Here is a 26564-nt window from a genome sequence, read left to right on the forward strand (position 1 = left end):
AATAATTCTAGTTTTTTCTTGTTTAACAGCGACTTCTGTCATTGAAATTGCAAAATTGCCGAGTATGATAGCGCCCGTCTCGGGGAGACCCCGAGCAGGAAGATGCGCTTCCTTATCCGGCACCCGTCTTTGCGTATCTTCCCAAACGATCTTTTAGTTCTGTATCAAGGTTGTGGAGTATTGACTGTGGTACCTGATGAGAATGTTTCCGGCGTATCCTTGAGCCCCCTGTTAATCATGCTGGTGATGATGGTCGCCTGCGGCCAGATAGCCCAAACCATTTTTGTACCGGCTCTGCCTATGATGGGTGAGCAATTTAGTGTCGGCGCCGGTCAGTTGCAGGCGATTATGGGCACTTATCTGTTGGCCTATGGCCTGCTGCAATTTGTTTATGGCCCGGTATCGGACAGATTCGGCCGCAAGCCACTGCTGCTTATCGGTCTCAGTCTGTTCGTCGTTGGCGCTATCATTGCCGCCTGCGCCGAGAGCTTTAACACCTTGTTGCTTGCCAGTGCCATTCAAGGCTGCGGCACCGCCAGTGCCGGCGCCCTTTGCCGTTCTATTCCAAGAGATTTCTTCTTCGGTGACAAACTGGTGCGCTTCAACAGTTATGTGTCCATGGCCGTGGTGTTCTCACCGCTGCTGGCTCCTTTTATTGGCGGGGTGTTGAGTATGCATTATGGCTGGCATGCCGTGTATTGGTTCCTGGCATTTTTCGGTGTCTGCGTGGTAATCACCCTGGCGCTGAAATTCAAGGAATCCCTGCCCAAAGAAAAACGCCAGCCGCAATCTGTGCTCAAGTCTTATGCCTTGGTGCTCAAACACAGAGCCTTTCGCGGTTATCTGCTGTCTTTGGTGGCTACCTTCGCCGGGATTGCCGCCTTTGAGGCCATCGCAGGTATTCTCTATGGTCAGGTGCTGGCCATGAGCCCCATGATGGTCAGTTGCTATTTCGTGGCGCCTATTCCGGGTTATCTTTTGGGCGCCTGGTATGCCGGCAGGCAGGCCTCACTGCATAAACTGTTTCACCACGGCGTAGCTCTGCTGGGCGCCGGGGCGTTATTTTTACTGCTGCCCGGCCTGTCAACTCTGGTGATAGGCTGGTGCCTACTGATTGGCTCTGTGCTCTTCTTTACCGGAGCCGGCATACTGTTTCCGGCACTGACATCGGCTGCGCTCGAGCCCTTCCCGCGCCAAGCCGGGGTTGCCGGCGCCCTGCTCGGCGGCCTGCAGAACTTTGCCGCCGGTCTCGCGGCCATGTTGATGTCGCTGGTGCCCATGATGGGGCAACTCAGCATAGGGCTTTTAACTTCTTCCATGGTGGTGCTGGTGGTGTTGGCACTTAACTATGCCAGAACCCATCCGGATATTGATGTACATACAGCTGGAGATCCACTCTAAACACGGCCACAACAAGGCGGGCTATCCGTCTTGTTGTAATGCGTTCAACAACAAGAAGCAGCTCTGGCTCACTAAGAGTTTGATGAAAAATGTTAAAAGGCGACAACAAAAAAGCCCAAGCTATTTATAAGCTTGGGCTTCTATGTTTGGCGGAGCGGACGGGACTCGAACCCGCGACCCCCGGCGTGACAGGCCGGTATTCTAACCAACTGAACTACCGCTCCAATATTTTACTTTATCGCCTGGGCAATAAAGTTTTAACTGGCTGACTTGATTGGCGGAGCGGACGGGACTCGAACCCGCGACCCCCGGCGTGACAGGCCGGTATTCTAACCAACTGAACTACCGCTCCACTCAAGTTGCCGGGAATAATACGTAGAGCCTATGCCAGCGTCAACAACTTTTTCTTTAATCGGCTCTCAACCAGCCAAAAAATCAGCAAACCACTAATAATCAAAGTGTTCTGTTTGATTTTTGCTCATCCTCATCCGGCAGCGTCAAATCGATTTCCTGTAACGTATTAACCTCGGGAGTGGGCTGTTGCTGAACCAGCATTTGGGCCTCAGCCGCAGCCAAGGCCTGTTTCAAACTTTGGCGCTTGCGCCAAAATAGAATGGCGCCGATCCCAAACAGCAGCAGCAAGACGTTACCGCCTATTATCAGGTAAAGGGCACTTTGTTTGGCAGCCGCCTCTTCTTTGGCTGCTATTGCTGCAGCCCTGGCGGCCATCTCTTCGGCGCTCGGTGGCGGCTTGGGAGGCTCGACGAAATTGAAGAAACGCTCCGGCAAACTCAATACCAGCTCCCTTCCCTGCTTGTCTGTGCTGAATACAGTGCCCTTGATACGGTAACTGCCAAAATCACTCACCTGGGGCAACACAAGCTGTGTGGTACCTTCCTTGGGCTGACGCACGGTAAAAGGCAATTGCAACCCAGCCGGTCCCAAGAGTTCTAGATCAAAATAGGTTTCCTCAAGGCGCAGAATATCAGGGTTGGCACTCAGCGACAGGCCCCATGGCTGAGTCAAAGGGTCGTCCGGCTCCAGCACCTTGATGTCCACGGGAGTAGGCTCCAATCTAAATACCTGTTTAAACTCACGTTCAAACACATCGTTTTGCACATTGACCTGCAGGGTGTAATTCCCCCAGGGCTGGTTGAGGTTAATGTTTGCAGTGAAAGTGCCGTCATCTGGCCTTTCATCCAGCGCTTCACCGTTATCCTGATAACTGCCGACAATCAGGGTGCCGGCAGCAAAGTTTTCATCACCTGGTTGATGGGATGAGGCAAAACGCGCGGTCCATCTCAATAAATATTCAAGCCCAGGCAGCCGCATTCTCAGCGAGTCACCGGTGAGATGGGCTGTCAATTTAAGCCGTTCGCCTTGATAAAGAGGCTGAGGCAGCTCATCCACCTCAATCCCCAGCTCGGAAACCCGGGTAATTTGCGAGCCGGGCACCACTTTACCAATGAGCTGCCAAGGCCCCGGCACAGGGTTTTCAACCGAAATCATGTCGCCTGTAACCCCATCGGTCCATTTGACATTCTCCGGGTGGCGCGAGGCATACCATTTACTGCCATCGGGCAAGACCACCACCACAGGGGCGGAGCCATATTCTCGCTGCACCAGCAGTACGATTCTGTCGACCATATGGTCGACCCGAAAACGGTTTTTAAGCTCAGAGGCCTGTTCCTTGGGGACTATCTCGGCAGCTATCGCCCCCCCAAGGCCAAGCAGCAGGCACACTATGAGGCCCAGCACTGATCTCAATCCCATTATTTGCTTCAATCCATAGGTTGTGGCTCGTCACGCCAGAGGCACTTGCCTGATTTTGCGACTAAATCGAGCCTTTGCTCATGCATATTCAGTTCATCGGCCGATGCGGCGATCACTTTAAGTTTTGCGCGATTGGTATCGAGACGCATGATGCCACCGGCTTCCTGACCGGCTTGATCGCTGGAGAGGTTGAACTTGGTCTGGCCACCTGTCATCGCCAGATATACGTCGGCGAGGATCTCGGCATCGAGCAAAGCGCCGTGATATTCACGGCGGGAGTTGTCTATATGGTAGCGCTTACACAGGGCGTCCAGATTGTTCTTTTGCCCTGGGTGCAAAAACTTGGCGATGGCCAAGGAGTCAAGGATCTGGCAAATATCCGCCGTCACCGGTCCCCTGGGGTTGGTCATGGAAAACTCATGATCCATAAAGCTCACGTCAAACGAGGCGTTGTGAGCCACAATCTCAGCCCCTTGAATAAAAGCGATAAAGTCGGCGGCAATTTCATGGAATCTGGGTTCGTTGGCCACTCTCTCATTGGTAATACCGTGAACCGCGATCGCTTCTTCATCAATGGGTTGCCCCGGATTAATGTATTGATGGAAAGTGCGGCCGGTCAGGCGGCGGTTAATCACTTCCACACAGCCGATTTCAATGATCCTGTGGCCTTGATAGACGGGGCCAGCGCCCTGGTTCATACCTGTGGTTTCGGTATCCAGAATGATCTGCCGACTGGCATTCGATATGATATTCATCTATTTTTTGCAGCTTCCTGAGTGAATTTACGGGTATACTCGCCCGCATTTGCCGGATATGGTAACAACTTGATGAGCGAACTGAAACAGATCCAGATATACACCGATGGCTCTTGCCTGGGCAACCCCGGACCCGGCGGCTATGGTGTCGTCATGCGCTATAAACAACATACCAAAGAACTCTCCGGTGGCTTTGCCCTGACAACCAACAACCGCATGGAGCTGCTGGCCCCCATTATCGCGCTGGAAAGCCTGAAAGAACCTTGCAAAATCGTGCTGACCAGCGATAGCCAATATATGCGTCAGGGGATCACCCAATGGATCCACGGCTGGAAGAAAAAAGGCTGGGTCACTTCCAACAAGACGCCGGTGAAAAATGTCGATCTCTGGCAGCGGCTGGATAAGGCCACGCAACAACACCAGATAGACTGGCGCTGGGTCAAGGGCCACGCCGGACACCCGGAGAACGAGCGTTGCGACGCCCTGGCAAGAGAAGCCGCCGAGGCCAACCCTGCCACAGTCGATCAGGGTTATCAGGCCAGTCTCTAAACACCTTTGTCCGCGACAGTCTTGAGTTTCAAAAATTTGCCGCAAAAGTCGATAAAGGCCTGCGCCAACGGCGTCAGGCTGTGGCTCTTGTGGCGAATAAGGTAAAACGGCCGTTCGAGCGCCAGCCCCTCCACCTCCACCAATGCCAGCTCTCTACGGGCCAGCTCTTTATCCAATGTCAGTTCGGACAAAACCCCAAGCCCGGCGCCCTGCTTCACCGCCTGTTTGATGGCATCAGGAGTTGGGAAGCAGAAACGGGCCTCGGGCTGCAAGTCCAAGCGGTTGGCGGCATCGACAAAGTACTCCCGGGTACCCGAGCCCTCTTCTCTCAATACCCAGGAGAGCCCCTTGAGCTCACTTGGCGTGACCTTACGTCCCGCCAACGGGTGCGCCGGATGGCAGAACACCTTGAGGCAGTCCTGATGCCAGGGCAGCACGACGATTCGACTATCGAGACAATAACCTTCAATGAAGCCTAACTCGGCGCGAAACTCGGCCACATCACGGATAACCTTACGGGTATTGTCTATCGCCAGATCCACCTGGGTCTGAACGTGCTGCTGGCTGAATGCAACCGCTGCTTTGGCCAGCAGAAAATTGCCTATGGTGGAACTGGCACTGACATTCAACATACCGGCCAGCTCGTGGTTGCTCGGAGTAAAAGCCTGCTCTATACGCTCGATGCGTTGCAGCACATCGCTGGCCAGCGGTAACAGCAAGCTGCCTTGGGAGTTAAGCTGCAAACGGTTGCCAATACGCTCAAATAAACGGGCATCGAGTTGCTTTTCAAGCTCTGACAGTGCCATCGAGGTAGCCGGCGCGGAAAGATTAATCCGCTCTGCCGCTTTGGCCACCTGGCCTGTACGGGCTACGGCTTCAAAAATCATCAGCTGTTTCAGGGTGATACGCATTAAAATTATTGCTCTTCTTTAGTGTGGCGCTCCAATTGCCTGCCGGAGAATCCCGGCGTTGGCGTGGGTTGCCAACCAGGGATCCGCTGGCGGCGCTTATCCCCCAAAGGGGTTAAAGGCGAATCCAGCTTGCGGGCCACCAACAGATACAGCGAACCGGTACCCGGTAGCCATTTTTGCTGCCAATGATGCCATATCCTCAAGGGCGCCGCCTCGCTGAGCAGCGAGTGATACAAGAGCCGCTCATCGTGCACCAACTGATACCCTAAAAGCCCCAGCCAGTCCTTGACCCTGGCCGGCATAAAGAACTGACCACTCCAGGGTAAGGCCTGCTGAAACCTGGGCAGCAGCTTGCCGAAAAAGGCGCAACTGAATGGATTAATTCCTACTATAAAAAGATAACCGCCGCTGACCAGCACCCGGTCGGCTTCACGCAAAATCCGATAAGGATCCGCCTCAAACTCCAGCACCAGGTTCATCACTACTGCATCTATGCTGGCCGGGGCCAGCGGCAGCTCGGCAAAATCGGCAACTATCGAAGCACCTTTATCTGGATAAAGGGAAAATTGATGCCCGACCGGGCAATTTTTGATCTCGAGTTCGCGGCTTAAGGCACCCAGGCGCAACAAATGATAACCAAACACCCTGGGCCACCAATAGGTCAGTTTGCTTTCCAGCTCACGTTTGATAGTCTCACCGGCAGGCAAACTGTCCCAGGAACTGGGTCTGGACTCAGACGAGAGAGGCATAGATACTCCGGTTAAGCCATTCTAGGCTCAGCTTAATAACGAATCCCCTATACAAGCAAGTATGAGGCTCAGTAAAATTGAAACTGATCCCGCCGACTTAAAGGAGCTTTGAGCTTATGTCCAACGTCCATGTCACCCGTGCCCGGCCTCAGATAACGCCGATAGCTGCCTTCGATGACAACTATATCTGGGCCATAGTCGCCCCCAAAGGTGATAGTTGTTGGGTGGTAGACCCGGGTGATGCCGCGCCCGTATTGGCATTTTTGGCACAAAATGACCTGACTTTGGCCGGAGTACTGATAACTCACCACCACAGCGACCATACCGGCGGCATCCTGGCCTTGAAGGAAGCTTTCGACTCGCTCCCGGTTTACGGGCCAGCCAATCCGGCCATCAAAGGCATTACCCAGCCACTAACAGAGGAAGGCGGATATCGGCTTGAGCCAGGAAATGGCCAGTTTGCTCTTGAGTGCCGAGTGTTTAAGGTTCCCGGGCACACGCTGGATCATATCGCTTATTTGATTGACGATGCACTCTTTTGCGGCGATACCCTGTTCTGCGCCGGCTGCGGCCGCCTGTTTGAAGGCAGCGCCGAGCAGATGTACCACTCTTTGGGTCAGTTTGCCGCCCTCGATGACAGCACCAAGGTGTATTGCACCCATGAGTACACTTTGGCCAATCTGCGTTTTGCCAAAGCTGTTGAGCCGGACAACCAAGCGCTTGCAGATTACATGCTTACCGCAGAAGCGCTGCGTGAGCAGCAACAACCCACACTCCCCTCCACTATTGGCCGTGAAAAGGCCATCAACCCCTTTATGCGCTGCCAAAAGAACACATTGCAGAGCAGGCTCGAATCCCACAGCGGTCAGCCCTGCAATGATCCCGTGAGCCGCTTTGCAGTTCTCAGGCAATGGAAAGACAATTTCTGAAAACCGGGTTACAATAAGCCGCTTTTTTGTGTCGTTATTATGACAACGTTCGGCCAAGATATATTTATCTAATTGTTTTAAATGACAATATTGGCTTTCAGTGACGACGCTTCTTTTTCACCACGGAAACCAAACCAGGGTAAAAATACCACCCAAGGTACTATCCCGGGCCAAGGGACCAGGCCTATCCCGGGTTTCCGTTTGATGTGCGTTTGCCTGTCTGTTCAGGCCATCATTCGAGGATTGCTGTTTTTGAAGCAAATCAGATTTTTTATATTGGCGGGGAGCCTATCCCTGCTTGGCGGCTGTCAGCTGCTATCTCAAGCGCCGGAGTCTACTGCCGAAGCGCCGGTTAAGGCCACCCCGGCTCCGATCATTACTCAGGCTCCACAAGTCATCAGCGAGCCGGAAGTTGTTGTCACTGACGTGTGGCAGCGGATCCGCAACCAACTCAATATGTCGGTTCCCGATGAAAAGCTGGTGCGCCAATACCGTCAATGGTACATAGATAATCCAAGACACCTGGAGCAGATCTCCGAGCGAGCCGCTCCCTTCATGTATCTGATTGTCGAGCAGATAGAAGAGCGCAAACTGCCGATGGAGCTGGCACTGCTGCCGATAGTGGAAAGTGCCTTCGATCCTTTCGCCTACTCCCATGGTGCCGCCTCAGGATTATGGCAGTTTACCTCGCCAATGGCGTTGCATTTTGGCCTGGAGATCAACTGGTGGTATGACGGACGCCGCGACGTTCCCGCAGCTACCACTGCCGCTCTGAATATGATGGAATACCTTTACGAAAAAACGGGCGAGAACTGGCTCTATGCCATTGCCGCATATAACACTGGCGAAGGTCGGGTGTTGAACGCGGTCAAGCGTAACCGTCAAAAGGGACAACCTACAGACTTCTGGTCCCTGTCGCTGCCCAAGGAAACCGAGCGTTATGTGCCGCAACTGCTGGCACTGGCCGATGTGATCAAAAACGCCGACAAATACGGCATTAACCTGACACCAATTGCCAACGAGCAGAAACTGGAAGTTGTCGATGTCGGTAGCCAGATAGACTTGGCCCTGGCGGCGCGTCTTGCCGGCATGGAGGTCAATGAGTTGCAACAGTTCAACCCAGGTTTTAATCGCTGGGCCACTGCACCGGAAGGGCCACACAAGCTGGTACTGCCGCTGGACAAAGCGAAAGAGTTTGAAATTGCCCTGGCCAGTACGGAACCAAGCGAGCGCCTCAACTGGCTCAGATACAAGATCCGCAAGGGTGACTCTCTTGGCATGATAGCCAAGAAGCATCATACCAGTATCGATGTTATTCGTTCTGTCAATGGCATCAGTGGCAACAATATTGTCGCCGGTAAGCACCTGTTGATCCCGGTCGCCCTCAAGGATGCATCGGCCTACCCGCTCTCCAAGGAGCAACGTCTGGGTCAGAATAAGTCCGGCAAGAGCAAACGCAGCTACCAGGTCAAGTCCGGTGACTCCCTGTGGCAGATAGCCAAGGATAACGGCGTCAGTGTCAATGAACTGGTGAAATGGAACGGGATCTCCGCCAAGACGCCGCTGCGTCCCGGCAAACAGCTGACCATCTGGACTAAAGCCTCTGGGCAATCCCAGAGTGCCAATGCCGTAATGCGCACAGTGAAATACAAGGTTCGCTCCGGTGATTCGCTGGCTCGAATCGCCAGCAAGTTCAATGTCAGTGTGGATGATCTGCTGGAATGGAACCAGCTCAAGGCCAGTAAGTACCTGCAACCCGGACAGATGTTGACCCTGTTCGTGGATGTGACCCGCGTCAAGACCTGATAAAAACTCCTACTCAAGCGGCACCCAAGGTGCCGCTTATGATCCCGTTCAAACTTTTGCAAGTTATTATATTACAATCATAATCCATTCGTGCGCTGTCACAAATTTGACACTCCTCTTTGTTGATAATCGTCCGCTGAATTAATCCAGCCTAAACAAAATCACGATGAACAGAGATTTGCCCATTACCGACATTGAAACACCTGTGACGGAAAATGCCCGCATTCTATCCACCACAGATCTCAAAGGGCGCATCACCCATATCAATCAGGAGTTTATTGATCTTTGCGGCTTTTCTCGTGAGGAACTCTTGGGGCATGGTCACAACATAGTGCGCCATCCTCATATGCCCAAGGAGGCGTTTGCCGATCTCTGGCATCAGGTCAAGAGTGGCAACAGCTGGATGGGCTTGGTTAAAAACCGCCGCAAGGACGGCGGTCACTACTGGGTCAACGCCTACGTCACCCCGATTCGCCGCAAGGGTAAAATAGTTGAATATCAATCTGTACGTACCAAGGCTAGCCCTGAGCTGATTGCCAGAGCCGAGACCTGCTATCAGGCTATCAATCAAGGGAAATCGATACTGCCACGCTTTCGAATAGGGCTAACGGCAAAGCTGGCGCTCTGTTGGGGTGCATCACTGCTATCCTTGGTGCCCCTGCCCTGGCTAAGCGGTCTCTGGCAACTTGCACCGGTCAGCGCAGCGGCAACTTTGATGGGCTGGAGTCTTTTCAGGCTCAAACAAAGGTTAAATAAAGTCAGTCAATTCAGCCGCGGAGTACAGAATAACCCACTAATGCAGGCTATTTACTGCAACAGCACAGATGAACTCGCCGAACTGGAATTGAGTTTGAGAATGCAGCAGGCCGAGATATTCGCCATCACAGGACGAATAAAAGACAGTGGTGAGATCCTCGATAACAGTTTGAGTGCCCATCAGGCTGCCGTCGATGCCAACTACCGCGAACTGGCACAGCAAACCGGCGCCCTGAAACAGCAAGGTGATGCCATCAACGAACTCAGAGGAGCCGTGACCGAGATTGCTGATACATCAGCCGAAACGGCCAACGAAGTGACTGAGCTTGAGCAAAGCAACCGGCACACTCTAGAAGCTCTGGTCGCCAGCCGCGCCGCCAACAGCGAAGTCACCGCTCTGCTTGCGAAGGTTGAAGCACAGTTGCTGGCATTGGACAAACGCTGCAGTAGTATAAACACTGTGTTGGAAGTGATTGAGCAACTTTCCGATCAAACCAATCTGCTGGCGCTCAATGCGGCTATCGAAGCGGCCCGAGCCGGTGAAGCCGGCCGCGGATTTGCCGTAGTGGCAGATGAGGTGCGAAACCTAGCCAAACGCTCCTCTGAATCCGCCGGTGAAATACATCAAATTATTGCCGAGCTCAGTCTGCAAAGTCGCCAGACAGTGACCGAGATGGAGCGCAGCCAGCAACTGACCAAAGAAAGTCTGCAACTGGAGCAAAAGTTGGCGCAACGGTTGGACGAAGCCACCAGTGCACTGGGCCGAATTGCCGCCCATAGCCAGCAAATAGCCGTTGCCACCGAGCAGCAAGCCTGTGTGGTAGAACAGTTACACCGCCATTCAGAACAGTTGCAACAGGGCGTTGGCTGTTTAACCGATAACAGTGAAGCCGCAAGCCATCACGGAAAGGAGCTCACCAGGCAAAGCGAACGTCAAAAAGAGCTCATCGCCCAGTTCTGACAACAAAGCAACGGCGATATTTTTCCAGGTAGGCGCCATTTGTCAAAGCGTGTAAAAACACCTGTGTTCACCTATGGCATTCCCCATGGAAACCGCGTTAGAACACAACGCGGCTCCCTGAAGGGAATGCCAAAAATTTACCAGTCAAATGTCTCCAAGTTCCAAAGTCATATAAGTCAAACCTGGATCAGAGTGGCAATTTTGCCAATTTATCAGCCACAAGTTGACCGCGCCATCCCTGCAACACCAAGGGCGAGGCCCCTTGTTTGCCATCCCATACCCATTCAAGGTATTCGTGAATATGACGCTTGGAGCCAAGCAACTCCATGGGCACACTTTCGGATTCTGCAACCTCACTCAAGCACTGCTTAATGGTTTTGAAAGCGCTCTTGTATCCGGGCTTGAGCGCCAGCACATCCAAGGGCTCAGGCAGATTGCTCATATCCGCCTTGGCCATAACCTTGAGCACATCTTTGGCGTAAAGACGCTTTTCATGATCTGTCAGCTCTTTCATGGCAAGCACATCATTGATCCCTCTTGGCTGACGCTTAGCCAAGCCGATAAGGGCATGATCTTTCATGACAAAACCCAACGCCATATCCTTTGCTAACGCTTTACGCAAACGCCAGGCCGCCAGCACCTTAAGCACAGCCAATTGTGGTGTACTCAACTGAAAGGCGTTTTTGACTCTAAGATAGGCCGTGTCTTCATCCGGCGGATCCAGACGCCCTTCTGTCATGCGCCGACTTTCTTCCAATGCCCACTCAATCCGGCCCTGTTGCTGTAGTTTCTGCTGCAGCTGAGGATAGAGTTGGTAGAGATAATAGACATCATTGGCGGCATAACTGAGCTGCGCCTCTGATAACGGCCTTTTCAACCAGTCGGTACGGGACTCGCCCTTGTCGAGCTCCACTCCCAGACACTCATGCACCAACTTGGCATAACCCAGGCCATGCCCCATGCCGGCAATGGCCGCTGCCAGTTGACTGTCGAACAAAGGCTTTGGTTGACACTGACCCTGGCGGGCAAACACTTCCAAGTCTTCACTGCAGGAGTGCAACAACTTGGTGATCTTCTCATCGGTCAACAAGGCCCAAAAGCCCGACAGATCCGAGATGGCCAAGGGATCTATCAGAGCCAAGGTCTTGCCGTCATAGGCCTGAATAAGCCCTAAACAAGCATAATAAGTACGGGTGCGTACAAATTCGGTATCTAGCACCAGCAGTTCGGCATCACGGTATTGAGCCACCAGCTGTGCCAGGGTGGCGTCATCTTTTACATACAGGTAATCTTGCAACTTCAACTCCCATCCTGCGCGAGTTTCCAGGTCTCGGAAACACAAGAGCCGGCTGGCGCCGGCTCTCTATATTATGCAGATTTGGCCTCATCTCTGAGTTCTCTGCGCAGGATCTTTCCTACATTGGTTTTCGGCAATTCGTCCCTGAATTCTATCAGCTTCGGCACCTTATATCCTGTTAAATGATGGCGACAGTGTTTGATAAGCTCTTTCTCGGTCAAAGATTTGTCTTTTGCCACCACAAAAATCTTCACCAGTTCGCCACTGACCTCGTGGGGTACCCCTACTGCAGCCACTTCAACCACCTTGGGATGCAAGGCCACTACCTCTTCCACTTCATTGGGGAAGACGTTGAAGCCGGAAACCAGGATCATGTCCTTCTTGCGATCAACAATATAGAAAAAACCTTTTTCATCCATATAGCCGATATCACCTGTGGCCAACCAACCATCTTTGTCGATAACTTTGGTGGTTTCTTCCGGACGTTGCCAGTAGCCCAACATCACCTGAGGCCCCTTGGCAAAAAGTTCACCCGTCTCCCCCTGAGGCAACACCTGACCATCATCGCCACGCACTTGAATTTGCGTCGAAGGCGCAGGTAAGCCGATAGAGCCGTTGTAACCGGCCAGATCGTAAGGGCAACAAGCCACCAGAGGTGAAGCTTCGGTCAGGCCATATCCTTCAAGCAAACGAGTCTTGGTGATGTTCTGCCACTTGTCGGCCACGGCGCGCTGCACCGCCATTCCACCACCAATAGAAAGTTTGAGGCGGGAGAAGTCCAGAGCGGCAAACTCTTCGCTGTTGACCAGAGCATTAAACAGGGTGTTCACCCCAGTGAGAGCAGTGAAAGGTGTTTTCTTCAGTTCCGCCACAAATCCCGGGATATCCCTTGGATTGGTGATCAATAAGTTATTGGCGCCTTTATGCAGGAACAGCAAACAATTCACCGTTAAGGCGAAAATATGGTAAAGCGGCAAGGCGGTTACCACAAACTCCTTGCCATCGTTGAGCAAAGGGGCGTAAGCACCGTTGGCCTGCAATACGTTGGCAACTATGTTGCCATGGCTGAGCATGGCGCCCTTGGAAACGCCAGTGGTACCGCCGGTATACTGCAAAAAGGCGATATCATCACTCTTGACCACAGGCTTGACGTACTGTGCCTTTTTACCGGCCCGAAGCGCCCGGCGCATAGAGATGGCGTGTGGCAAAGAGTATTTGGGCACCAAGCGCTTGATATACTTCACCACAAAATTAACCAAGGTACGCTTGGGCGCACTCAAGAGATCGCCAAGCCCAGTAATAATCACATTCTTGACCGGAGTTTGATCGACCACTTGCTCCAGTGTGCTGGCAAAGTTGGACACTACCACTATCGCCTTGGCGCCGGAGTCGACCAACTGGTGCTTTAGCTCTCTCGGGGTATAAAGCGGATTGACGTTGACCACAACCATACCGGCCCGCAACACACCAAACAGGGCGATGGGGTATTGCAGTAGGTTCGGCATCATGATCGCCACCCGATCGCCCTTTTGCAATTTGAGATCATTTTGCAAATAGGCGGCAAAGGCCCGGCTGCGCTCTTCCAGTTTTCGGTACGTCAGGGTTGCACCCATATTGACGAATGCGGGTTGATCGGCGTAGGTATTGACCGCTGATTCCAACATCTCCAGCAAGGAAGCATAGCGGCTGGTATCAATTTCGGCAGGCACGTCGGCAGGCAAACTGTTAATCCAGGGCTGGTCCACAAATCTCTCCTAAAATTCCGTCTTCAGCGGAAACGACTCTCTATGTCGTTAAAGCCCGCAGCATCTGCGGGCAAAGCACTGAGTATTTTTTATAAAGTTCTTATTAAGGCCTTTGGCCTCGACTCTTGGTAGTTAACTTTCGCGCCGCAAAAAATCATACGAGCGTTTAAAATTTTGATCATCATCACATAAAAGCTTTTATTTGCCTAGTCCCCCGGATTGGATTTTCTACCTTGGAGAAATCCGGCCAGAGTTTGCGCTACCCCATCGGCGTTCGCCATATGCAGATGGTGATCCCCTGGTAGTTGTACTATTTGCAACTCGCTGTACCAGGCACGTGCCTGGGGTAAACTCTGCACCAATCCGGGAAATCCCTGCTCACCCGTGATAAGTAAGCTGGGGATGGCGATCCCCTGCATCAGGGATGCTACCTGCTCAAAACAAAGTCGCATCGGCGAGTCAAGCCGCAGCCTTGGGTCACTGCGCCATCTGGCACCCTGTGCATCAATTTGCATATTGCGTGTCACCAATAATCTGGACCAGGGCTCCGCCAAGCCGGTCAACTGCACTCTGGCTTTGATGGCCGGTTCGATACTGTCATAAACCACTTGGCTACGTTTGCTGGCGAGCATACGCTTGTGGGCAGCAAAGCTCTTTCTCAGCCTGGGTTTGGCCTGCTCCACCGCCTCATAAAGAGGTGCAAAGGCTTCAATCAACAGCAACTTGGCAACTCGCTCGGGAAATGCGGCAGCATAAGCACTGGCAACAATTCCCCCAAGCGAGTGCCCCAACAGAGTGACTGGTGCATCGCCGGCCAAGTAGTCCAGCAGCTGCTCAAGATCATACAGATAGTCAATCCAGTGCAGCGGATAACGCCCTGGCCTGTGTTCCGATAAACCATGCCCCGGCCAATCAATGGCAAGAATACGATAATCATTCATCAACTTCTCGGCCAAAGGAGCAAAGCTGTTACTGTTATCCAGCCATCCATGCAATGCCAGTAACAGCGGCTTATCTTCCGCTCCCCAGCATTGGGCAGCCAGCGTGAGGTGCGGCAGCGGGATCTTCAGTGCTTTTACGGGGGCGGAAGGTTGCCACATAATGCCTCTGTTGTCAGTGTATCAGTTCGCTTTTTTGATAAATTTGAGTGTCATACGGTCACTTTCTCCTATCTTGAGATAAGTGTCCCTGTCCTGCTCACCCAGTCGCAATGTCGGCGGCAAGGTCCAGACGCCTTTGGGGTAATCCTTACTGTCCTTGGCATTGGCGTTGATCTCACTGCTGGCTTCCAAGGTGAAGCCGACCTTTTCTGCCAGTGCTATCATCTCATCCTGCATCATGTAGCCGCTGTCAGGGCCGTTACCGGCTTTGCCCCTGTGCTCAACCACACCAAAGACGCCGCCATCTTTAAGCACATTAAAAGCAGCCTGAAACACGGTTTGCAGTTGCCCCTGACTGGCCCAGTTATGCAGGTTTCTGAAAGTGAGTACAGCATCGGCGCTGGCATCTTCTCCCAGTTTAACCTGTGCGGGAGGATCCAAAACCACCAGTTCGATTTTGCCAAGCTCTTTGGGGTGGGCTTGCAGCCATTCTAGATAACGCTTGCCCGCTTTGGCCCGATAACGGCTGCCCGGGGTGTCTTCCTGCGGCGCTGTGTTAAAACCGGCGGCAATATACTGCCCCTTGTCCGCCAACATAGGCGCCAGGATTTCTGTGTACCAGCCGCCGCCGGGCCAGAGCTCAATCACGGTTTGCTCCGCACTGATCCCGAAAAAAGCCAGTGTCTGCTCTGGATGACGATATTGGTCGCGCTCGACATTGGCTTCCCGGCGAAAGTCACTGTTAACCGCCTCCTGCAACGCCTGTTCGCCGGCCTGCAGCGCACCGCTGCCAAGCAGCATGCCTGCAAACAGCAACGCCTTGCCAAGCGGCGTTGCCAGCTTGCGATTAAATTGCTTGTATTCCATTTCCCTTCTCCTTTGAATGTGGATTTATGCTGCGGCAACAAACCCGCCGAAACGACTTTTTGGCACGCACTGGTGCCAAATAAGATTGGAGTTCAAGCTAACAGTGAGCGGCAGACTTGCCAAGGATCAGTTTGATTTTCCATCTATGCGGCGCCAGCAAAGCAGTAACGCCAATAAGCCGGAAGCGAACCACAGCAATACCCAGACGAACGCAGGCACCCAGCTGTGCTCAGCCAGCAATACCGCATCTCCCCTGTTGTCCAGCCCCAGCAATACTGCTGGGCTGGCGAGCGCGTTGAGCATCACCATCAAGGCCACTAGGCGCAAGCTGCCGCTGAGCAGTCGATTGCCGCCAAATTTCAGCGGCAGCAAAAACAATACACTCAGACTAATGAGGATACTCAGGGTAAGTAAGTCCCGTCCCCACAGCAGTATGGTGAGCAGCACCAAGGCGCCGATAAAGGCGAAACTGACACGGATCCCCCGCGGCCAAGTGGCCAGGTGGTAAAGCAGGCAGCCCCAAAAGGCCGCGCCCAAATAACCACTGAAGCCGATAAGGAGCGGCCAACCGCCCTGACTGAAGCAGAAACCGGCGCCACTCGGAAAGAGTTGGATATGGCTGACAATCCCGCCGCTTAACAGCGTGGCTAGCGCATGAGACAATTCATGGAAATAGCTTTCCAACCATTTAAAAGGTACAGAGACATAGGGCAGATGAGTCAACATCAAGGCCAGCAAGAGTTCCAGCAGAAACTGGCCTCTTCCCGGCAACACCAGAGAATGGGAGGGTTTTACAAACGCGTTATCGGCGGCGGGATTGTCAGGCGTAGACATCTATGCCCACCATGGCTGAGATAGCGTCCCGCTGCGCGGCGTGTTGGGTATGAAGATAGAGGGCGATAGCATCAGAATGACCTGCGGTTTCCCGCTTAAGTTGCTCTCTTTGTTGGTATTTGTCGTTAAGGGCTTGGCTGTCAAACTCGAGCAACTGTCTGGATGGGCTGACAAGGATTTCATCTTGAGTTTCAATGGTTTGCTGGGCACTCTCAGGTGGCCTGTTGCCGGCTACCGCCTGCGACAGACTTTGAACTGCCCCCGGATGTCCCGTCTGCTTGATCATCATGATACTGGTTTGATCCCCGTTTGCCCCAAGCCCTTGAGGCAGTTAACCCGCCTGAAGCCCTATTCCCTTCCCGGCAGTTTCTTCCAGGCAACTGTATCTCGCAAATACACAGGCGCCAGCTCATCGACCGAGGTGGCCTGTCCTTGTTGCCAGCCAAGGCTTGCCAAAGCAAGCATAGCACTGGCTTGAGGATATTTCACCGCATCCAGCAAGGTCAAGTTCTCGGCATGTTGTAACAGTGCCGGGTAGGCGTCAAACCCTGTACCGCAGCAATACACCTTGTCCGCATTGGCAAAGGGCGAGGTCATTGTCTCAGGGGCGCTCACTTGCTCTATACCCACCAGTTTGGCCAGGCCGGATTCCTGTTCAAACGCCGCCCAATAGATTTCGCCCATGCGGGCATCTATGGCACAAATCACCTGCTGCGCACCATGTTCGGTTATCGCTTGCTGCGCCATGGCAGCCAAGGTAGAGATACCGATTACAGGTACATCCAGCCCCAGCGCCAACCCTTGAGTCATAGAAGTGCAGATGCGGATGCCGGTGAAACTGCCTGGCCCTCGGCCATAGGCGATAAGGCCGATATCCTGCATCTTGAGCCCGGATTGGCTCAGCAAGTTCTCTATCATGGGCAGCAATCTTTGGCTATGTTCACGGGGAGCATCGACAGATTCGGCAATACTGCCACCTTGCCATGCCAGCGCCGCTGAGCAGAGTTCGGTACAGGTATCCAGAGCCAGAATAACAGGAGAATTGGCAAGTGTAGTCGATGTCATGGTTTAAACCTTGATAAGCGAAGGTATAGCCTTCGGCGAGTTAATAGCGGCGGGATCATACCATCAAATACGCCGAAACCAAGCCCGGATCTGCCCTTGTGATCCTTATCATGGACAATGAGAACAGTTCTCAACTAATATAGAGTCCCCTTTTCGGTTAGCGTCTGTTATGTCCAGCCTCTCTCAGTCTTCCAATGAAACCGCAGTTTCGCGGTTGAAACGTGCCTTTGTCGCCGGTATTTGGGCCACGCTCATCAGCATAGCAATCGGGTTTTCCTTTAAAGTCTGGCTCGCAAGCTGGGTTCCCAAGGCGGATCTGGCTATCTACCACACAGTTATCGATATCATCTCGCTGTCACTTATCCTGATGACAGGCTTTCGCTCGTCTATGGTGGTGTCATACAGCCAGACCCGCAACGACAGGGATATCATCAATATTTTCCGCTATGTGCTGATACTTGTAGTGCTGCTGACCTGGGGCATTATACTGCCCTATATCAAGCACAAACTCGCCATAGATGTGGAGTACCTGCAACTGGTGGGCATCATAGTCAGCATGGGGCTCAAGGTGTACTTTACCAACCTGGTTGCCATGTATCGTCTCTATGAAATCAGCAACAAGGTAACCTGGATGGAGCCGCTGTCTTTGGTGCTGGCCTTTGCCCTGTGTTACTACGGGCTGAGCATGGCGCCGCTGGGAGCACTCTTTTACGCCACGACGCTGTCGTCTCTGATTATCGCGGTCTTTATGTATCTGAGAAGGCGGCGCCAAATCGCCACCGCGCCGCTCGCCAAGGTCAATCTTGAGCCGGCGCTGAAGAGCTTTATGAAGCGCAGTGTCACCGCCTCGCTCGAGGCCGGTTCAAGCATTCTGATGATCTATATTACCGTACTACTGACCATACGTTATTTCAGTGTCGAAGAGCTGGGGGATTTCCAAGTGGTGGTCAGACCGGTATTCACCTACATGACCTTGCTGTTTGTATTCCCTATCTACCGCTTCGTATTGCCAGAATTGGCGGTCTGTGTTCGCGCCCGGGACAATGAACAAATCCGCGCCATCAAACACTGGCTCTACAAGCTGGCGCTAATTGTCAGCACCAGTTTCTTTGTTGTCATGCTGCTGGGCGGCGATAGTCTGTTCAGAATGCTGTTTCCGCCCCAGTATCACGGCGCCGTCCCGGTACTGCTGCACTATGCCATTTTCTTCATCTTTTTGATGCTCAACGGTTATCAACTGGCCTATATCAAGGCCGAAGGCTACTTTAATGCCAGTTTGCTGATCCGCCTGGCCGGCATCATTACTCTGGTGGGCGCCTTCTTCCTGCTCAGGCAATTGACGGCCAATGTGGTGGCGGTAATCCTCGCCCTCGGCTGCGGTTACCTGATGATGTACCTGATAGGTGCTCTGGTCGAGCGCCATATCCGCCGCAGTAGAGCCCAAGCTTCACCAGCCGTATCCTAACTAAGGAAGGCGGCATGGTGGTTTCCGGGTATCAACCAAGGGAAGCGGCCAGTCTGATTTACTCTTGAGTGAATTGCGCTTGATAGTAGCTTCGGGCTATGGCCGTTGTCACCTTAAGCGGCTAAGGTTAACCCCAAGGAACCGCACGCAATAGCAAAGGATTGGAGGCCAGGGAATGCCAGGCGCCTATGCACACCTCACCATGGTCAACAGCCTCAGACAGCCACTTGAGCTAGAGGCGGTTACCCATATGCCCAAGGACGCTATTCGCGCCTTACTGAAGCACTTCAAATACTGCGAGCTCGGGGCTGTCAGCCCGGATTATCCCTATCTTGCCCTCAATGATCGCCAACAGGCCAAAAGCTGGGCCGACAAGATGCATTACCAGCATAGCGGCGAAATGCTCAAAGCCGGCGTTCGTCATCTGGCCTGCAGTGAAGGGGAAGAACGCGACAAGGGCCTGGCCTGGTTGCTGGGCTATTGTGCCCATGTGATCACAGATATCACTGTCCATCCGGTTATTGAGATGAAAGTAGGCCCCTACAAAGACAACGCCGATGCCCACAGGCATTGTGAAATGCATCAGGATGCCTACATCTATCCCAAGCTCAATCTCGGGGCAATAGGTCTATCCGAACACCTGGATTCCGGCATTGCCGCCTGCTGCGATGCCACAGGCCAGAAACTGGATCCTGTCATAGAGAGATTGTGGGACAACTGCTTCAAAGATGTTTATATCGATGAGTGGGCCAATAATCCGCCGGCCATCAATGACTGGCATAAAGGCTTTATCACTGTGGTGGACAAGATTGCCGAGGAAGGCAACAGACTGCTGCCGTTTGCCCGCCACCTGGGCGTCAAGTTCGCCGTTCTCTACCCAGAGCAGGAGCTGATTGAAAAAGCATATTTAACCCTGACCACCCCTGAGGGCGATATGCACTATGACGCGATTTTTCTGCGCGCCAGAGAAAACGTCAAACACTTTTGGCAACTTATCGCCAGCGGTGTGCTCGAGCAAGATAGCGCCTATCTGGAGAGTATCAAAGATTGGAATTTGGACACGGGCCGGGATGCCGCAGGTAAACTGGCCTTTTGGCAGGAATAGGCCTAACAGGAACTAGCGCTGACCTACTATTTGTAGATAAGGATTCAAGGATGAAATCAATTTTCCATCAAGGCCCAATCGTCTGCCTGTTGCTGGCACTGCTACCGACACTTGGTGGCTGCGGTCTGGGTGACAGGCATGAACAAGACTACCAACAACTGGCACCGGCACTGACCAAGGTGACCAGCGCCGCCGAGGCCACCATACGTTATGAAAATCATCCGGCCAATCTCGACGGCCAAACTTTACTGGCGTTGGCCACAGCCCATGACGCCTCCATGCTCGAGCCATTCAGCCAATACCAACTGCACCTGTTTCGCATCGAGGATCATGCCCTCTTGTTGCTGTGCAGCGCAGACGGTGAGCGGGCCCTGATGGAAGACAGTGGTTGCACCGCCAAGCTCGACAAGCAGCAATGGCAACAGGGAACAAGTCCCTGTGAGACCAGTATTGCACCTGCCAACATCTGCCTGGGTGAACTGTGACCCTCGTCATAGTATCGCGTTTCCTGCAAAGGGTATCCTAGGCGCACTTGGGCGCTTGCGCCCCTTTAACCTCAATAGCTTAGTGCTCTTTACCGAGTCTTGAGACAATATTCGGCAAACAGGCACCCGCCATAGCAGTAAAGGAACTCTCATGTCAGACAGTCATTGCCGTCACGGCAGCTTCACCAAACCTCTTCGTCGTCTTCGCCGTCTTCGCAGTTCAGAAGCCATGCGGGATCTGGTTCGCGAGCAGCAAGTTTCCCTGACAGATCTGGTACACCCACTGTTCATCGAAGAAGGCATTACTGAGCCTGTGGCCATCAGCACCCTTCCCGGGATCAGCAGATTGCCCGAGAGCATGCTGGCAGCTGAGATCCGTGAGCTGAAGGCCCTCGGAGTCCGCTATGTAATGCCCTTTGGTATTTCACACCATAAAGATGCCATCGGCAGCGATACCTGGAACGATGACGGCCTGCTGGCACGGATGATCCGCACCATCAAGCAGGAAGCGCCCGAGATGCTGGTGATCCCGGATATCTGTTTCTGCGAGTACACAGATCACGGCCACTGCGGTGTGGTCGAGCACAATGAAGTTTGTAATGACGCGACTGTGGAAAACCTGGTCAAGCAGTCTGTCTGCGCTGCCCGCGCCGGTGCCGACATGCTCGCCCCTTCGGCCATGATGGATGGCCAAATTCGGGCGATACGCGAAGGCCTGGATGCAGCCGGTTTTGAAAATGTCGCCATTTTGGCCCACTCGGCCAAGTTTGCCTCCTCTTTCTACGGCCCATTCCGGGCGGCGGTAGATTGTGAACTCAGCGGCAATCGTAAAGGTTATCAACTGGATAGCGCCAATGGCCGGCAAGCACTGTTGGAAGCTCTGCTCGATGAAGAGGAAGGCGCCGATATTCTGATGGTGAAACCAGGTACGCCTTATCTGGATGTGTTGTCACAATTGAGAGAGCGTACCGAGTTGCCTTTGGCGGCTTATCATGTGGGCGGTGAATATGCCGGGATCAAGTTCGCGGCTCTGGCCGGCGCTCTGGACGAAAGGGCCGTGGTTACCGAAAGCTTTGTCGGCTTCAAACGCGCCGGTGCCAGCTTGATTGTCAGTTACTACACCAAGCAATTTGCTTCCTGGCTGGCCGCAGATCGCGGCTAATAGCTAGTACAGAGACAGAGGGCAAAAGGCGCCTAGTTTTAGGCGCCTTTTTACTATCAATTTATTTGTTCCAAAAATTGAATTAATACTCTCAAATACAGTATCCAACTGTTTTTAATCAATCTATTCTTTCAAGAAAAGACAAGGCAGATTGCAAATTGCGGGTCCTGTACATGGGCGGCAAGGAGTTGAGAAATGCCTGACCATAACTGCGATTGACGATGCGATTATCACAGAGAATTAGCACACCGCGGTCGCTCTCGTCACGAATTAGCCGTCCAACACCCTGTTTGAGTGCTATCACAGCCTGGGGCAAGGCCAACTCCACAAAGGGGTCACCCTGTCGCTTACTGATCTCTGCGGCTCTGGCGCGATAGAGATTATCGTCCGGAGACACAAAGGGCAGTTTGTCGATTATCACGCAAGAGAGTAACTTGCCGCGCACATCCACGCCTTCCCAAAAACTGCCGGTGCCCAGCAGCACGGCATTACCCAGCTGACGAAACTTTTTCAGCAGAGTCTGCTTACCGGCGCTGCCTTGCACCAGGAGTGGATAGCGGCTGCGACCATGAAGCGCCTGCGCCACCCGTTGGAGCATCCTGTGACTGGTAAACAAAATAAAGGTTCGGCCCTTGGCCGCATTAATCGCCTGCTCACACACCTCAAGCAGGCGCCGAAACTGATAATCCCCTTCAGAGCGCACATCCCCAAGCTCCCTGGGGACACACAAAATTGCCTGGCGTCGGTAGTCAAAAGGGCTGTCCAGAATAAGCTCCCTGGCCCCCTTAAGCCCCAATGTCCGGCAAAAATGGTTCAGGCTGCGATTCACCTGTAGCGTTGCCGAGGTAAATAGCCAACGGGTTTGCACCTCAAACAGCGCCTGACACGCCTTGGCAACATCAATAGGCGCCATTCTCAGCGTCGGCAACCGACTGCCCTGCTCTATGCTGTAAGCCGCACTTTGGTCTTCACAGTTGAAAAACTGCTCCAGCTGCACACAGTAATCTAGCCATTTTTCCAGGCAATCATCCAGTTCATCACTGCGACCGATATTGGCCAGCATCACCCGCTCCAGCGCCCGAAACTCTTCGAGCAGCTGCCAGCATTGCCTCGCAAGTTCTTTATCGGCCAACAGGGGCCGCCAGTCGCTTTGCCCGGAAGCCTGGGTCATCTGCGCCCAATCCGCCAGGCGGGAGCCGCAGCGCCTGGCGAGATCGCTCAGTTGTGAAGTATCCCTGAGTTCCTGTTGATATACCGCTTCCACCCGCTCCAGCACTCGCTGCATGGCCGCGAGCGACAATTGGCGACCAAAGTAGGTTACGGCAATATCGGCAAGCAGGTGAGCCTCATCGAAAATCACCGCATCGGCATCGGGCAACAACTCGGCAAAGCCGGTATCCTTGAGGATCCTGTCGGCAAAAAACAGATGATGGTTAACCACGATAATCCTGGCTTCCAGGCTCTTCTGTCTGGCCTTGCGGGTAAAGCAGCTGTCATAGAAGGCGCAGCGCTTGCCGGTGCAGCGCTCTTTCGAAGAAGCCACCAGCGCCAGTGCCGGCGACTGTTCGGAAACCGTGGCCAGAGTACCGAGATCGCCATCTGTGCTGGCCGCGGCCCATTGATTTATCCTGAGCAGATCATCGAGCACTTCCGGGCTGCGGCTCTGGGCGCCATCCAACTGCTGCTCCAGCAACAACTGACACAGATAATTGTTGCGCCCTTTGAGCAGCGCCACCCGAACTTGCAGATCCAGCATCTGCAGCAAGGCCGGCAGATCTTTATAAAACAGCTGTTCTTGCAGGTTCTTTGAGCCGGTGGAGACAATCACCTGCTTGCCTGAAAGCAGCGCCGGGATCAGATAACCGAAGGTCTTGCCAACCCCGGTGCCGGCTTCGAGCACCAAAGGCACTGCAGCGCCGCTTGAGCCATGGAGTAACTGGGCCACTTCGCGGGCCATCTCCAGTTGCGGTTCTCTGGGCTTGAAGCCCCTGATATTGGAGGCCAAAGGGCCGCCCGGGGCGAAGGCCAGTGCCGTTTCGCTGACGAGTCGATTACGCATTGTGCTCCATTTTGCCCTGGGGTATGGCGTGCATTATCGCTATTTGAGTGACGGATACAAGGGACAAACCTTATCGCCAAGCCGCTCTACCCAACAGAGTTGGCATTGATATAGTTAACATAACCACTTAAACCAAACTCTTCAGGCTAACGATTCGCAAACTTATGCCCAAGCGGGCCGCTTGATGAATCCTTTTCAAGCAGCAGACATTTTTTGATTTTGGGTGTTGCAAATTCCAGCCAAAGGGATTAGCTTAAAAACACGCCAGCCGAATTGGCTCAGAATTGAATGCTTATGCGCTGCCAAATTACAGCGTGAAATCACAGGATTTATTACATGACACAGCTTCGCAACGCTATCCATCATCACCACCACGAGCGGTAGCCTTCGGAGCTGACTGCCGAAGGTTCATTCCTTCTGGCGGTTGATTCATAAGATCTGAAAACCCCTGGAAGGAATTCCGGGGGTTTTTCGTTTCCGGATTTGAGTTTTTAACCAAGATTGAATTGACCAACAGGAATGACCACTATGACTTCAAATCGACTGCGCATCGCCATCCAGAAATCGGGCCGGCTTTCGAAAGAATCACAACAACTGCTGAAAAACTGCGGCGTAAAATTCACCGTCAACGAACAACGTCTGATAGCCCACGCCGACAATATGCCGCTGGATCTGCTGCGGGTGCGTGATGACGACATTCCCGGCCTGGTCATGGATGGCGTGGTCGATTTGGGGATCATTGGCGAGAATGTGCTGGAAGAGGAGCAGATAGAACGGCAGACACTGGGCAAACCTTCGGCCTGCAACAAACTCAGACAACTGGACTTCGGCGCCTGCCGTTTATCGCTGGCGGTACCCAGTGAGTTCCCTTATCAGGACGCCGCCTCACTGGAAGGCTTGCGAATTGCCACCTCCTACCCCAACCTGTTGCGCCGTTTTATGCAAAATAAGGGCATAAGTTATCGCGATTGTATGCTCAAGGGCTCGGTAGAAGTGGCCCCCCGTGCCGGACTCGCCGACGGGATCTGCGATCTGGTTTCCACCGGCGCCACTTTGGAAGCCAATGGCTTGTACGAGACCGAAGTTATCTTCCGCTCTATGGCCTGTGTCATCCAATCACAGCAAACCCAAACCCCGGCCAAACAGGCCTTGATCGACAAGCTGATGAGCCGGGTCAACGGCGTCATCCGTGCCCGGGAAAGCAAATATATCCTGCTGCACGCTCCCACTGAAACCCTGGAGCAGATTGTTGCCCTGCTGCCCGGCGCCGAGAACCCCACAGTGTTGCCGCTCAACGATGACAGCAACCGGGTCGCCATCCACGCGGTCAGCACAGAAGATCTGTTTTGGGACACAATGGAAGAGCTGACCAAGCTCGGTGCCAGCTCGATTCTGGTAATGCCAATTGAAAAGATGATGGGGTGAAGCATGCAGTATCTGGTATGGGACAAACTGAGCGAAAGCGAGCAGGCCGCCGCGCTCCAGCGCTCCTCCCTGGTAAGCAGCAAAGCGCTCGAGCAGAGCGTCGGCGAGATCATCGAGGCCGTCGCCGCCAAGGGAGACCAAGCCCTCAGGGAGTACAGTGAGCGCTTTGATAATATCCCCCTTGAGAATATCGCCCTCAGTCAGGCGCAGATAAAGGCCGCTGCCCAGGACGTTAGCCCTGAGCTCAAAGACGCCATCAAGACCGCCATGGCCAACATAGATGTGTTCCACAGCGCGCAACAGCCTCAGGCTTTGGATATCAATACCCAGGCCGGAGTGCGCTGTGAGCTCAGAAGCGAAGCCATAGACAGCGTCGGCCTCTACATACCGGGCGGCAGCGCGCCGCTGATCTCCACTGTGTTGATGCTGGCGCTGCCGGCCCGAATCGCCGGTTGTCGCCGCCGGGTCTTGATAAGCCCGGCTCCGATAGACAGCGCCATCATCTACGCCGCCAGCGAATGCGGCATCGAAGAGATTTACCAATCCGGTGGCGCCCAGGCCATTGCCGCGCTGGCATTGGGCACGGAGACCATAGCCCCGGTGGACAAGATATTTGGCCCGGGCAACCGTTATGTCACCGAAGCCAAGCGCCAGTTGTCCCAGGATCCCAGGGCGCGAGTCAGTATCGACATGCCGGCAGGGCCATCCGAAGTGCTGGTCATCGCCGATGAGACTGCCAATCCAGCCTTTGTGGCGGCTGACCTCCTGTCACAGGCCGAGCACGGTCCCGACTCTCAGGTGATATTGCTCTCTAACTGTGAATCGCTGGCAAAAGCCGTCATCCAAGAGCTGGACAAGCAGCTTGCGGCTCTGCCCCGCGCCGATATTGCCCGCCAGGCATTGGCCGAAAGCCGTATTTTACTGCTCGATTCACTGGATAAGGCTGCAGCCGTTTCCAACCGCTATGGCCCCGAGCACCTGATCATCCAGACCCGCAGCCCAAGAGCAGTGCTGGCACAAATTCGCGCTGCCGGCTCTGTGTTTCTCGGCCCCTACACCCCGGAATCTGTGGGTGATTACGCCAGCGGCACCAACCATGTGCTGCCCACTTACGGCTACAGCCGCTCGGTATCCAGCCTGTCACTGGCAGATTTCTGCCGCCGCTTTACCGTGCAGGAGCTGAGTGCCGAAGGTCTGTGCGCCTTGGGGCCCTCGGTAATGACCCTGGCCCAGGCAGAGCAGCTTGACGCTCACAGCAATGCCGTTGCCCTGCGTCTGGCCTCTCTTGGGGTATCCGGCTCCGAAGGTTCAACCGAGAGTGTTTCATCATCGCGCGCGCCGTCCGCGAGAATGGAGGAATAAACA

At 53.7% G+C, this 26564-nt stretch carries 23 protein-coding genes and 2 tRNA genes; 11 read left to right on the plus strand and 14 right to left on the minus strand.

From position 1 onward, the window contains the following. The first annotated feature begins 180 nt into the window (after window positions 1–180). The gene (gene emrD / locus ACMHXE_RS12250) at window positions 181–1401 is read left to right on the plus strand and encodes a multidrug efflux MFS transporter EmrD (RefSeq protein ID WP_268249201.1); all 1221 of its coding nucleotides are present in this window, start codon (window positions 181–183) and stop codon (window positions 1399–1401) included. A gap of 147 nt (window positions 1402–1548) precedes the next feature. On the opposite strand, the gene ACMHXE_RS12255 is transcribed toward emrD, so the two are convergent. The 4 genes from ACMHXE_RS12255 to dnaQ form a co-directional block, all read right to left on the minus strand. Next, window positions 1549–1625, minus strand: a tRNA-Asp gene (locus tag ACMHXE_RS12255). 51 nt (window positions 1626–1676) lie between these two features. After that, window positions 1677–1753, minus strand: a tRNA-Asp gene (locus ACMHXE_RS12260). A 101-nt stretch (window positions 1754–1854) separates the two neighbouring features. Continuing rightward, window positions 1855–3174: a TIGR03503 family protein gene (locus tag ACMHXE_RS12265; RefSeq protein ID WP_165565119.1), complete on the minus strand. Its 1320-nt coding sequence runs from the start codon at window positions 3172–3174 to the stop codon at window positions 1855–1857. Window positions 3175–3182: 8 nt separating this feature from the next. Beyond that, window positions 3183–3929: a DNA polymerase III subunit epsilon gene (dnaQ, locus tag ACMHXE_RS12270; protein WP_039033209.1), complete on the minus strand. Its 747-nt coding sequence runs from the start codon at window positions 3927–3929 to the stop codon at window positions 3183–3185. Window positions 3930–4001: 72 nt separating this feature from the next. On the opposite strand from dnaQ, the gene rnhA reads away from it, so the two are divergent. Further along, window positions 4002–4478: a ribonuclease HI gene (gene rnhA, locus ACMHXE_RS12275; protein ID WP_100143809.1), complete on the plus strand. Its 477-nt coding sequence runs from the start codon at window positions 4002–4004 to the stop codon at window positions 4476–4478. On the opposite strand, the gene ACMHXE_RS12280 is transcribed toward rnhA, so the two are convergent. Both ACMHXE_RS12280 and ACMHXE_RS12285 read right to left on the minus strand, forming a co-directional pair. Next, entirely contained in the window at window positions 4475–5389 is a 915-nt protein-coding gene (locus ACMHXE_RS12280) for a LysR substrate-binding domain-containing protein (protein WP_413732363.1), read from the minus strand. The two genes, rnhA and ACMHXE_RS12280, sit on opposite strands and share 4 nt — an antisense overlap. Window positions 5390–5394: 5 nt before the next feature. Next, window positions 5395–6138 (minus strand): class I SAM-dependent methyltransferase, encoded by a 744-nt coding sequence (locus tag ACMHXE_RS12285; protein WP_101056891.1) that lies wholly within the window; start codon window positions 6136–6138, stop codon window positions 5395–5397. 116 nt (window positions 6139–6254) lie between these two features. On the opposite strand from ACMHXE_RS12285, the gene gloB reads away from it, so the two are divergent. From gloB to ACMHXE_RS12300, 3 genes are all read left to right on the plus strand, one after another. Then, on the plus strand, window positions 6255–7067 hold the full coding sequence (gene gloB, locus ACMHXE_RS12290) for a hydroxyacylglutathione hydrolase (protein ID WP_335921662.1): 813 nt from the start codon (window positions 6255–6257) through the stop codon (window positions 7065–7067). Window positions 7068–7319: 252 nt separating this feature from the next. After that, entirely contained in the window at window positions 7320–8873 is a 1554-nt protein-coding gene (locus tag ACMHXE_RS12295; RefSeq protein WP_240904962.1) for a LysM peptidoglycan-binding domain-containing protein, read from the plus strand. Window positions 8874–9039: 166 nt separating this feature from the next. Further along, a complete protein-coding gene (locus ACMHXE_RS12300) occupies window positions 9040–10590 on the plus strand; it encodes a methyl-accepting chemotaxis protein (RefSeq protein WP_101056894.1) in 1551 nt (516 codons plus the stop codon). Window positions 10591–10777: 187 nt separating this feature from the next. Here ACMHXE_RS12300 and rnd read toward each other — a convergent pair whose 3' ends face one another. The 7 genes from rnd to tsaB all read right to left on the minus strand — a co-directional run bounded on the left by rnd (window position 10778) and on the right by tsaB (window position 17498). Next, window positions 10778–11887: a ribonuclease D gene (gene rnd, locus ACMHXE_RS12305; protein WP_101056911.1), complete on the minus strand. Its 1110-nt coding sequence runs from the start codon at window positions 11885–11887 to the stop codon at window positions 10778–10780. 71 nt (window positions 11888–11958) lie between these two features. Then, window positions 11959–13632, minus strand: coding sequence for a long-chain-fatty-acid--CoA ligase FadD (gene fadD, locus ACMHXE_RS12310; protein ID WP_101056895.1), 1674 nt, complete (start codon window positions 13630–13632; stop codon window positions 11959–11961). 206 nt (window positions 13633–13838) lie between these two features. Continuing rightward, window positions 13839–14732: an alpha/beta fold hydrolase gene (locus ACMHXE_RS12315; RefSeq protein WP_413732367.1), complete on the minus strand. Its 894-nt coding sequence runs from the start codon at window positions 14730–14732 to the stop codon at window positions 13839–13841. 21 nt (window positions 14733–14753) lie between these two features. Continuing rightward, a complete protein-coding gene (locus ACMHXE_RS12320; protein WP_404830171.1) occupies window positions 14754–15599 on the minus strand; it encodes a class I SAM-dependent methyltransferase in 846 nt (281 codons plus the stop codon). A 126-nt stretch (window positions 15600–15725) separates the two neighbouring features. Then, a complete protein-coding gene (locus tag ACMHXE_RS12325; RefSeq protein WP_413732369.1) occupies window positions 15726–16433 on the minus strand; it encodes a M50 family metallopeptidase in 708 nt (235 codons plus the stop codon). Then, window positions 16420–16722 carry a hypothetical protein gene (locus ACMHXE_RS12330; RefSeq protein WP_101056898.1) on the minus strand — a complete coding sequence of 101 codons (303 nt, stop codon included), beginning with the start codon at window positions 16720–16722 and terminating at the stop codon, window positions 16420–16422. The genes ACMHXE_RS12325 and ACMHXE_RS12330 overlap by 14 nt, the downstream gene beginning before the upstream one ends. Window positions 16723–16781: 59 nt before the next feature. Next, entirely contained in the window at window positions 16782–17498 is a 717-nt protein-coding gene (gene tsaB / locus ACMHXE_RS12335; RefSeq protein WP_071476593.1) for a tRNA (adenosine(37)-N6)-threonylcarbamoyltransferase complex dimerization subunit type 1 TsaB, read from the minus strand. A 169-nt stretch (window positions 17499–17667) separates the two neighbouring features. On the opposite strand from tsaB, the gene ACMHXE_RS12340 reads away from it, so the two are divergent. The 4 genes from ACMHXE_RS12340 (at window position 17668) to hemB (ending at window position 21715) form a co-directional block, all read left to right on the plus strand. Then, the gene (locus ACMHXE_RS12340; RefSeq protein ID WP_101056899.1) at window positions 17668–18963 is read left to right on the plus strand and encodes a hypothetical protein; all 1296 of its coding nucleotides are present in this window, start codon (window positions 17668–17670) and stop codon (window positions 18961–18963) included. A 175-nt stretch (window positions 18964–19138) separates the two neighbouring features. Further along, window positions 19139–20068 carry a zinc dependent phospholipase C family protein gene (locus tag ACMHXE_RS12345; RefSeq protein WP_413732371.1) on the plus strand — a complete coding sequence of 310 codons (930 nt, stop codon included), beginning with the start codon at window positions 19139–19141 and terminating at the stop codon, window positions 20066–20068. Window positions 20069–20118: 50 nt separating this feature from the next. Then, window positions 20119–20553, plus strand: a complete 435-nt coding sequence (locus ACMHXE_RS12350) for a hypothetical protein (RefSeq protein ID WP_248952780.1) — start codon at window positions 20119–20121, stop codon at window positions 20551–20553. Between the two features lie 151 nt (window positions 20554–20704). Then, window positions 20705–21715 carry a porphobilinogen synthase gene (hemB, locus tag ACMHXE_RS12355; protein ID WP_101056902.1) on the plus strand — a complete coding sequence of 337 codons (1011 nt, stop codon included), beginning with the start codon at window positions 20705–20707 and terminating at the stop codon, window positions 21713–21715. 118 nt (window positions 21716–21833) lie between these two features. Here the strand turns inward: hemB and ACMHXE_RS12360 are convergent, their stop codons facing one another. Next, window positions 21834–23774, minus strand: a complete 1941-nt coding sequence (locus ACMHXE_RS12360; protein ID WP_335921657.1) for an ATP-dependent DNA helicase — start codon at window positions 23772–23774, stop codon at window positions 21834–21836. A 528-nt stretch (window positions 23775–24302) separates the two neighbouring features. Between ACMHXE_RS12360 and hisG the strand changes: the two genes are divergently transcribed. Continuing rightward, window positions 24303–25199 (plus strand): ATP phosphoribosyltransferase, encoded by an 897-nt coding sequence (hisG, locus tag ACMHXE_RS12365; RefSeq protein ID WP_025011635.1) that lies wholly within the window; start codon window positions 24303–24305, stop codon window positions 25197–25199. Window positions 25200–25202: 3 nt separating this feature from the next. Further along, window positions 25203–26561 carry a histidinol dehydrogenase gene (gene hisD / locus ACMHXE_RS12370; protein WP_224866307.1) on the plus strand — a complete coding sequence of 453 codons (1359 nt, stop codon included), beginning with the start codon at window positions 25203–25205 and terminating at the stop codon, window positions 26559–26561. Window positions 26562–26564: the final 3 nt, after the last annotated feature.

This window comes from Shewanella sp. BJSY2023SW007 (assembly GCF_047314525.1).
Lineage (GTDB): Bacteria > Pseudomonadota > Gammaproteobacteria > Enterobacterales > Shewanellaceae > Shewanella > Shewanella chilikensis.

Excerpts from the sequence above, each read along its gene's own strand:
- ACMHXE_RS12345 (WP_413732371.1), top strand. The coding sequence starts at position 19,139 with ATGCCAGGCGCCTATGCACACCTCACCATGGTCAACAGCCTCAGACAG.
- rnhA (WP_100143809.1), top strand. The coding sequence starts at position 4,002 with ATGAGCGAACTGAAACAGATCCAGATATACACCGATGGCTCTTGCCTG.
- ACMHXE_RS12320 (WP_404830171.1), bottom strand. The coding sequence starts at position 15,599 with ATGGAATACAAGCAATTTAATCGCAAGCTGGCAACGCCGCTTGGCAAG.
- gloB (WP_335921662.1), top strand. The coding sequence starts at position 6,255 with ATGTCCAACGTCCATGTCACCCGTGCCCGGCCTCAGATAACGCCGATA.
- ACMHXE_RS12300 (WP_101056894.1), top strand. The coding sequence starts at position 9,040 with ATGAACAGAGATTTGCCCATTACCGACATTGAAACACCTGTGACGGAA.
- tsaB (WP_071476593.1), bottom strand. The coding sequence starts at position 17,498 with ATGACATCGACTACACTTGCCAATTCTCCTGTTATTCTGGCTCTGGAT.
- hemB (WP_101056902.1), top strand. The coding sequence starts at position 20,705 with ATGTCAGACAGTCATTGCCGTCACGGCAGCTTCACCAAACCTCTTCGT.
- dnaQ (WP_039033209.1), bottom strand. The coding sequence starts at position 3,929 with ATGAATATCATATCGAATGCCAGTCGGCAGATCATTCTGGATACCGAA.
- ACMHXE_RS12315 (WP_413732367.1), bottom strand. The coding sequence starts at position 14,732 with ATGTGGCAACCTTCCGCCCCCGTAAAAGCACTGAAGATCCCGCTGCCG.
- hisG (WP_025011635.1), top strand. The coding sequence starts at position 24,303 with ATGACTTCAAATCGACTGCGCATCGCCATCCAGAAATCGGGCCGGCTT.
- ACMHXE_RS12265 (WP_165565119.1), bottom strand. The coding sequence starts at position 3,174 with ATGGGATTGAGATCAGTGCTGGGCCTCATAGTGTGCCTGCTGCTTGGC.
- ACMHXE_RS12350 (WP_248952780.1), top strand. The coding sequence starts at position 20,119 with ATGAAATCAATTTTCCATCAAGGCCCAATCGTCTGCCTGTTGCTGGCA.
- hisD (WP_224866307.1), top strand. The coding sequence starts at position 25,203 with ATGCAGTATCTGGTATGGGACAAACTGAGCGAAAGCGAGCAGGCCGCC.
- ACMHXE_RS12285 (WP_101056891.1), bottom strand. The coding sequence starts at position 6,138 with ATGCCTCTCTCGTCTGAGTCCAGACCCAGTTCCTGGGACAGTTTGCCT.
- ACMHXE_RS12360 (WP_335921657.1), bottom strand. The coding sequence starts at position 23,774 with ATGCGTAATCGACTCGTCAGCGAAACGGCACTGGCCTTCGCCCCGGGC.
- ACMHXE_RS12340 (WP_101056899.1), top strand. The coding sequence starts at position 17,668 with ATGTCCAGCCTCTCTCAGTCTTCCAATGAAACCGCAGTTTCGCGGTTG.
- ACMHXE_RS12280 (WP_413732363.1), bottom strand. The coding sequence starts at position 5,389 with ATGCGTATCACCCTGAAACAGCTGATGATTTTTGAAGCCGTAGCCCGT.
- ACMHXE_RS12330 (WP_101056898.1), bottom strand. The coding sequence starts at position 16,722 with ATGATGATCAAGCAGACGGGACATCCGGGGGCAGTTCAAAGTCTGTCG.
- ACMHXE_RS12325 (WP_413732369.1), bottom strand. The coding sequence starts at position 16,433 with ATGTCTACGCCTGACAATCCCGCCGCCGATAACGCGTTTGTAAAACCC.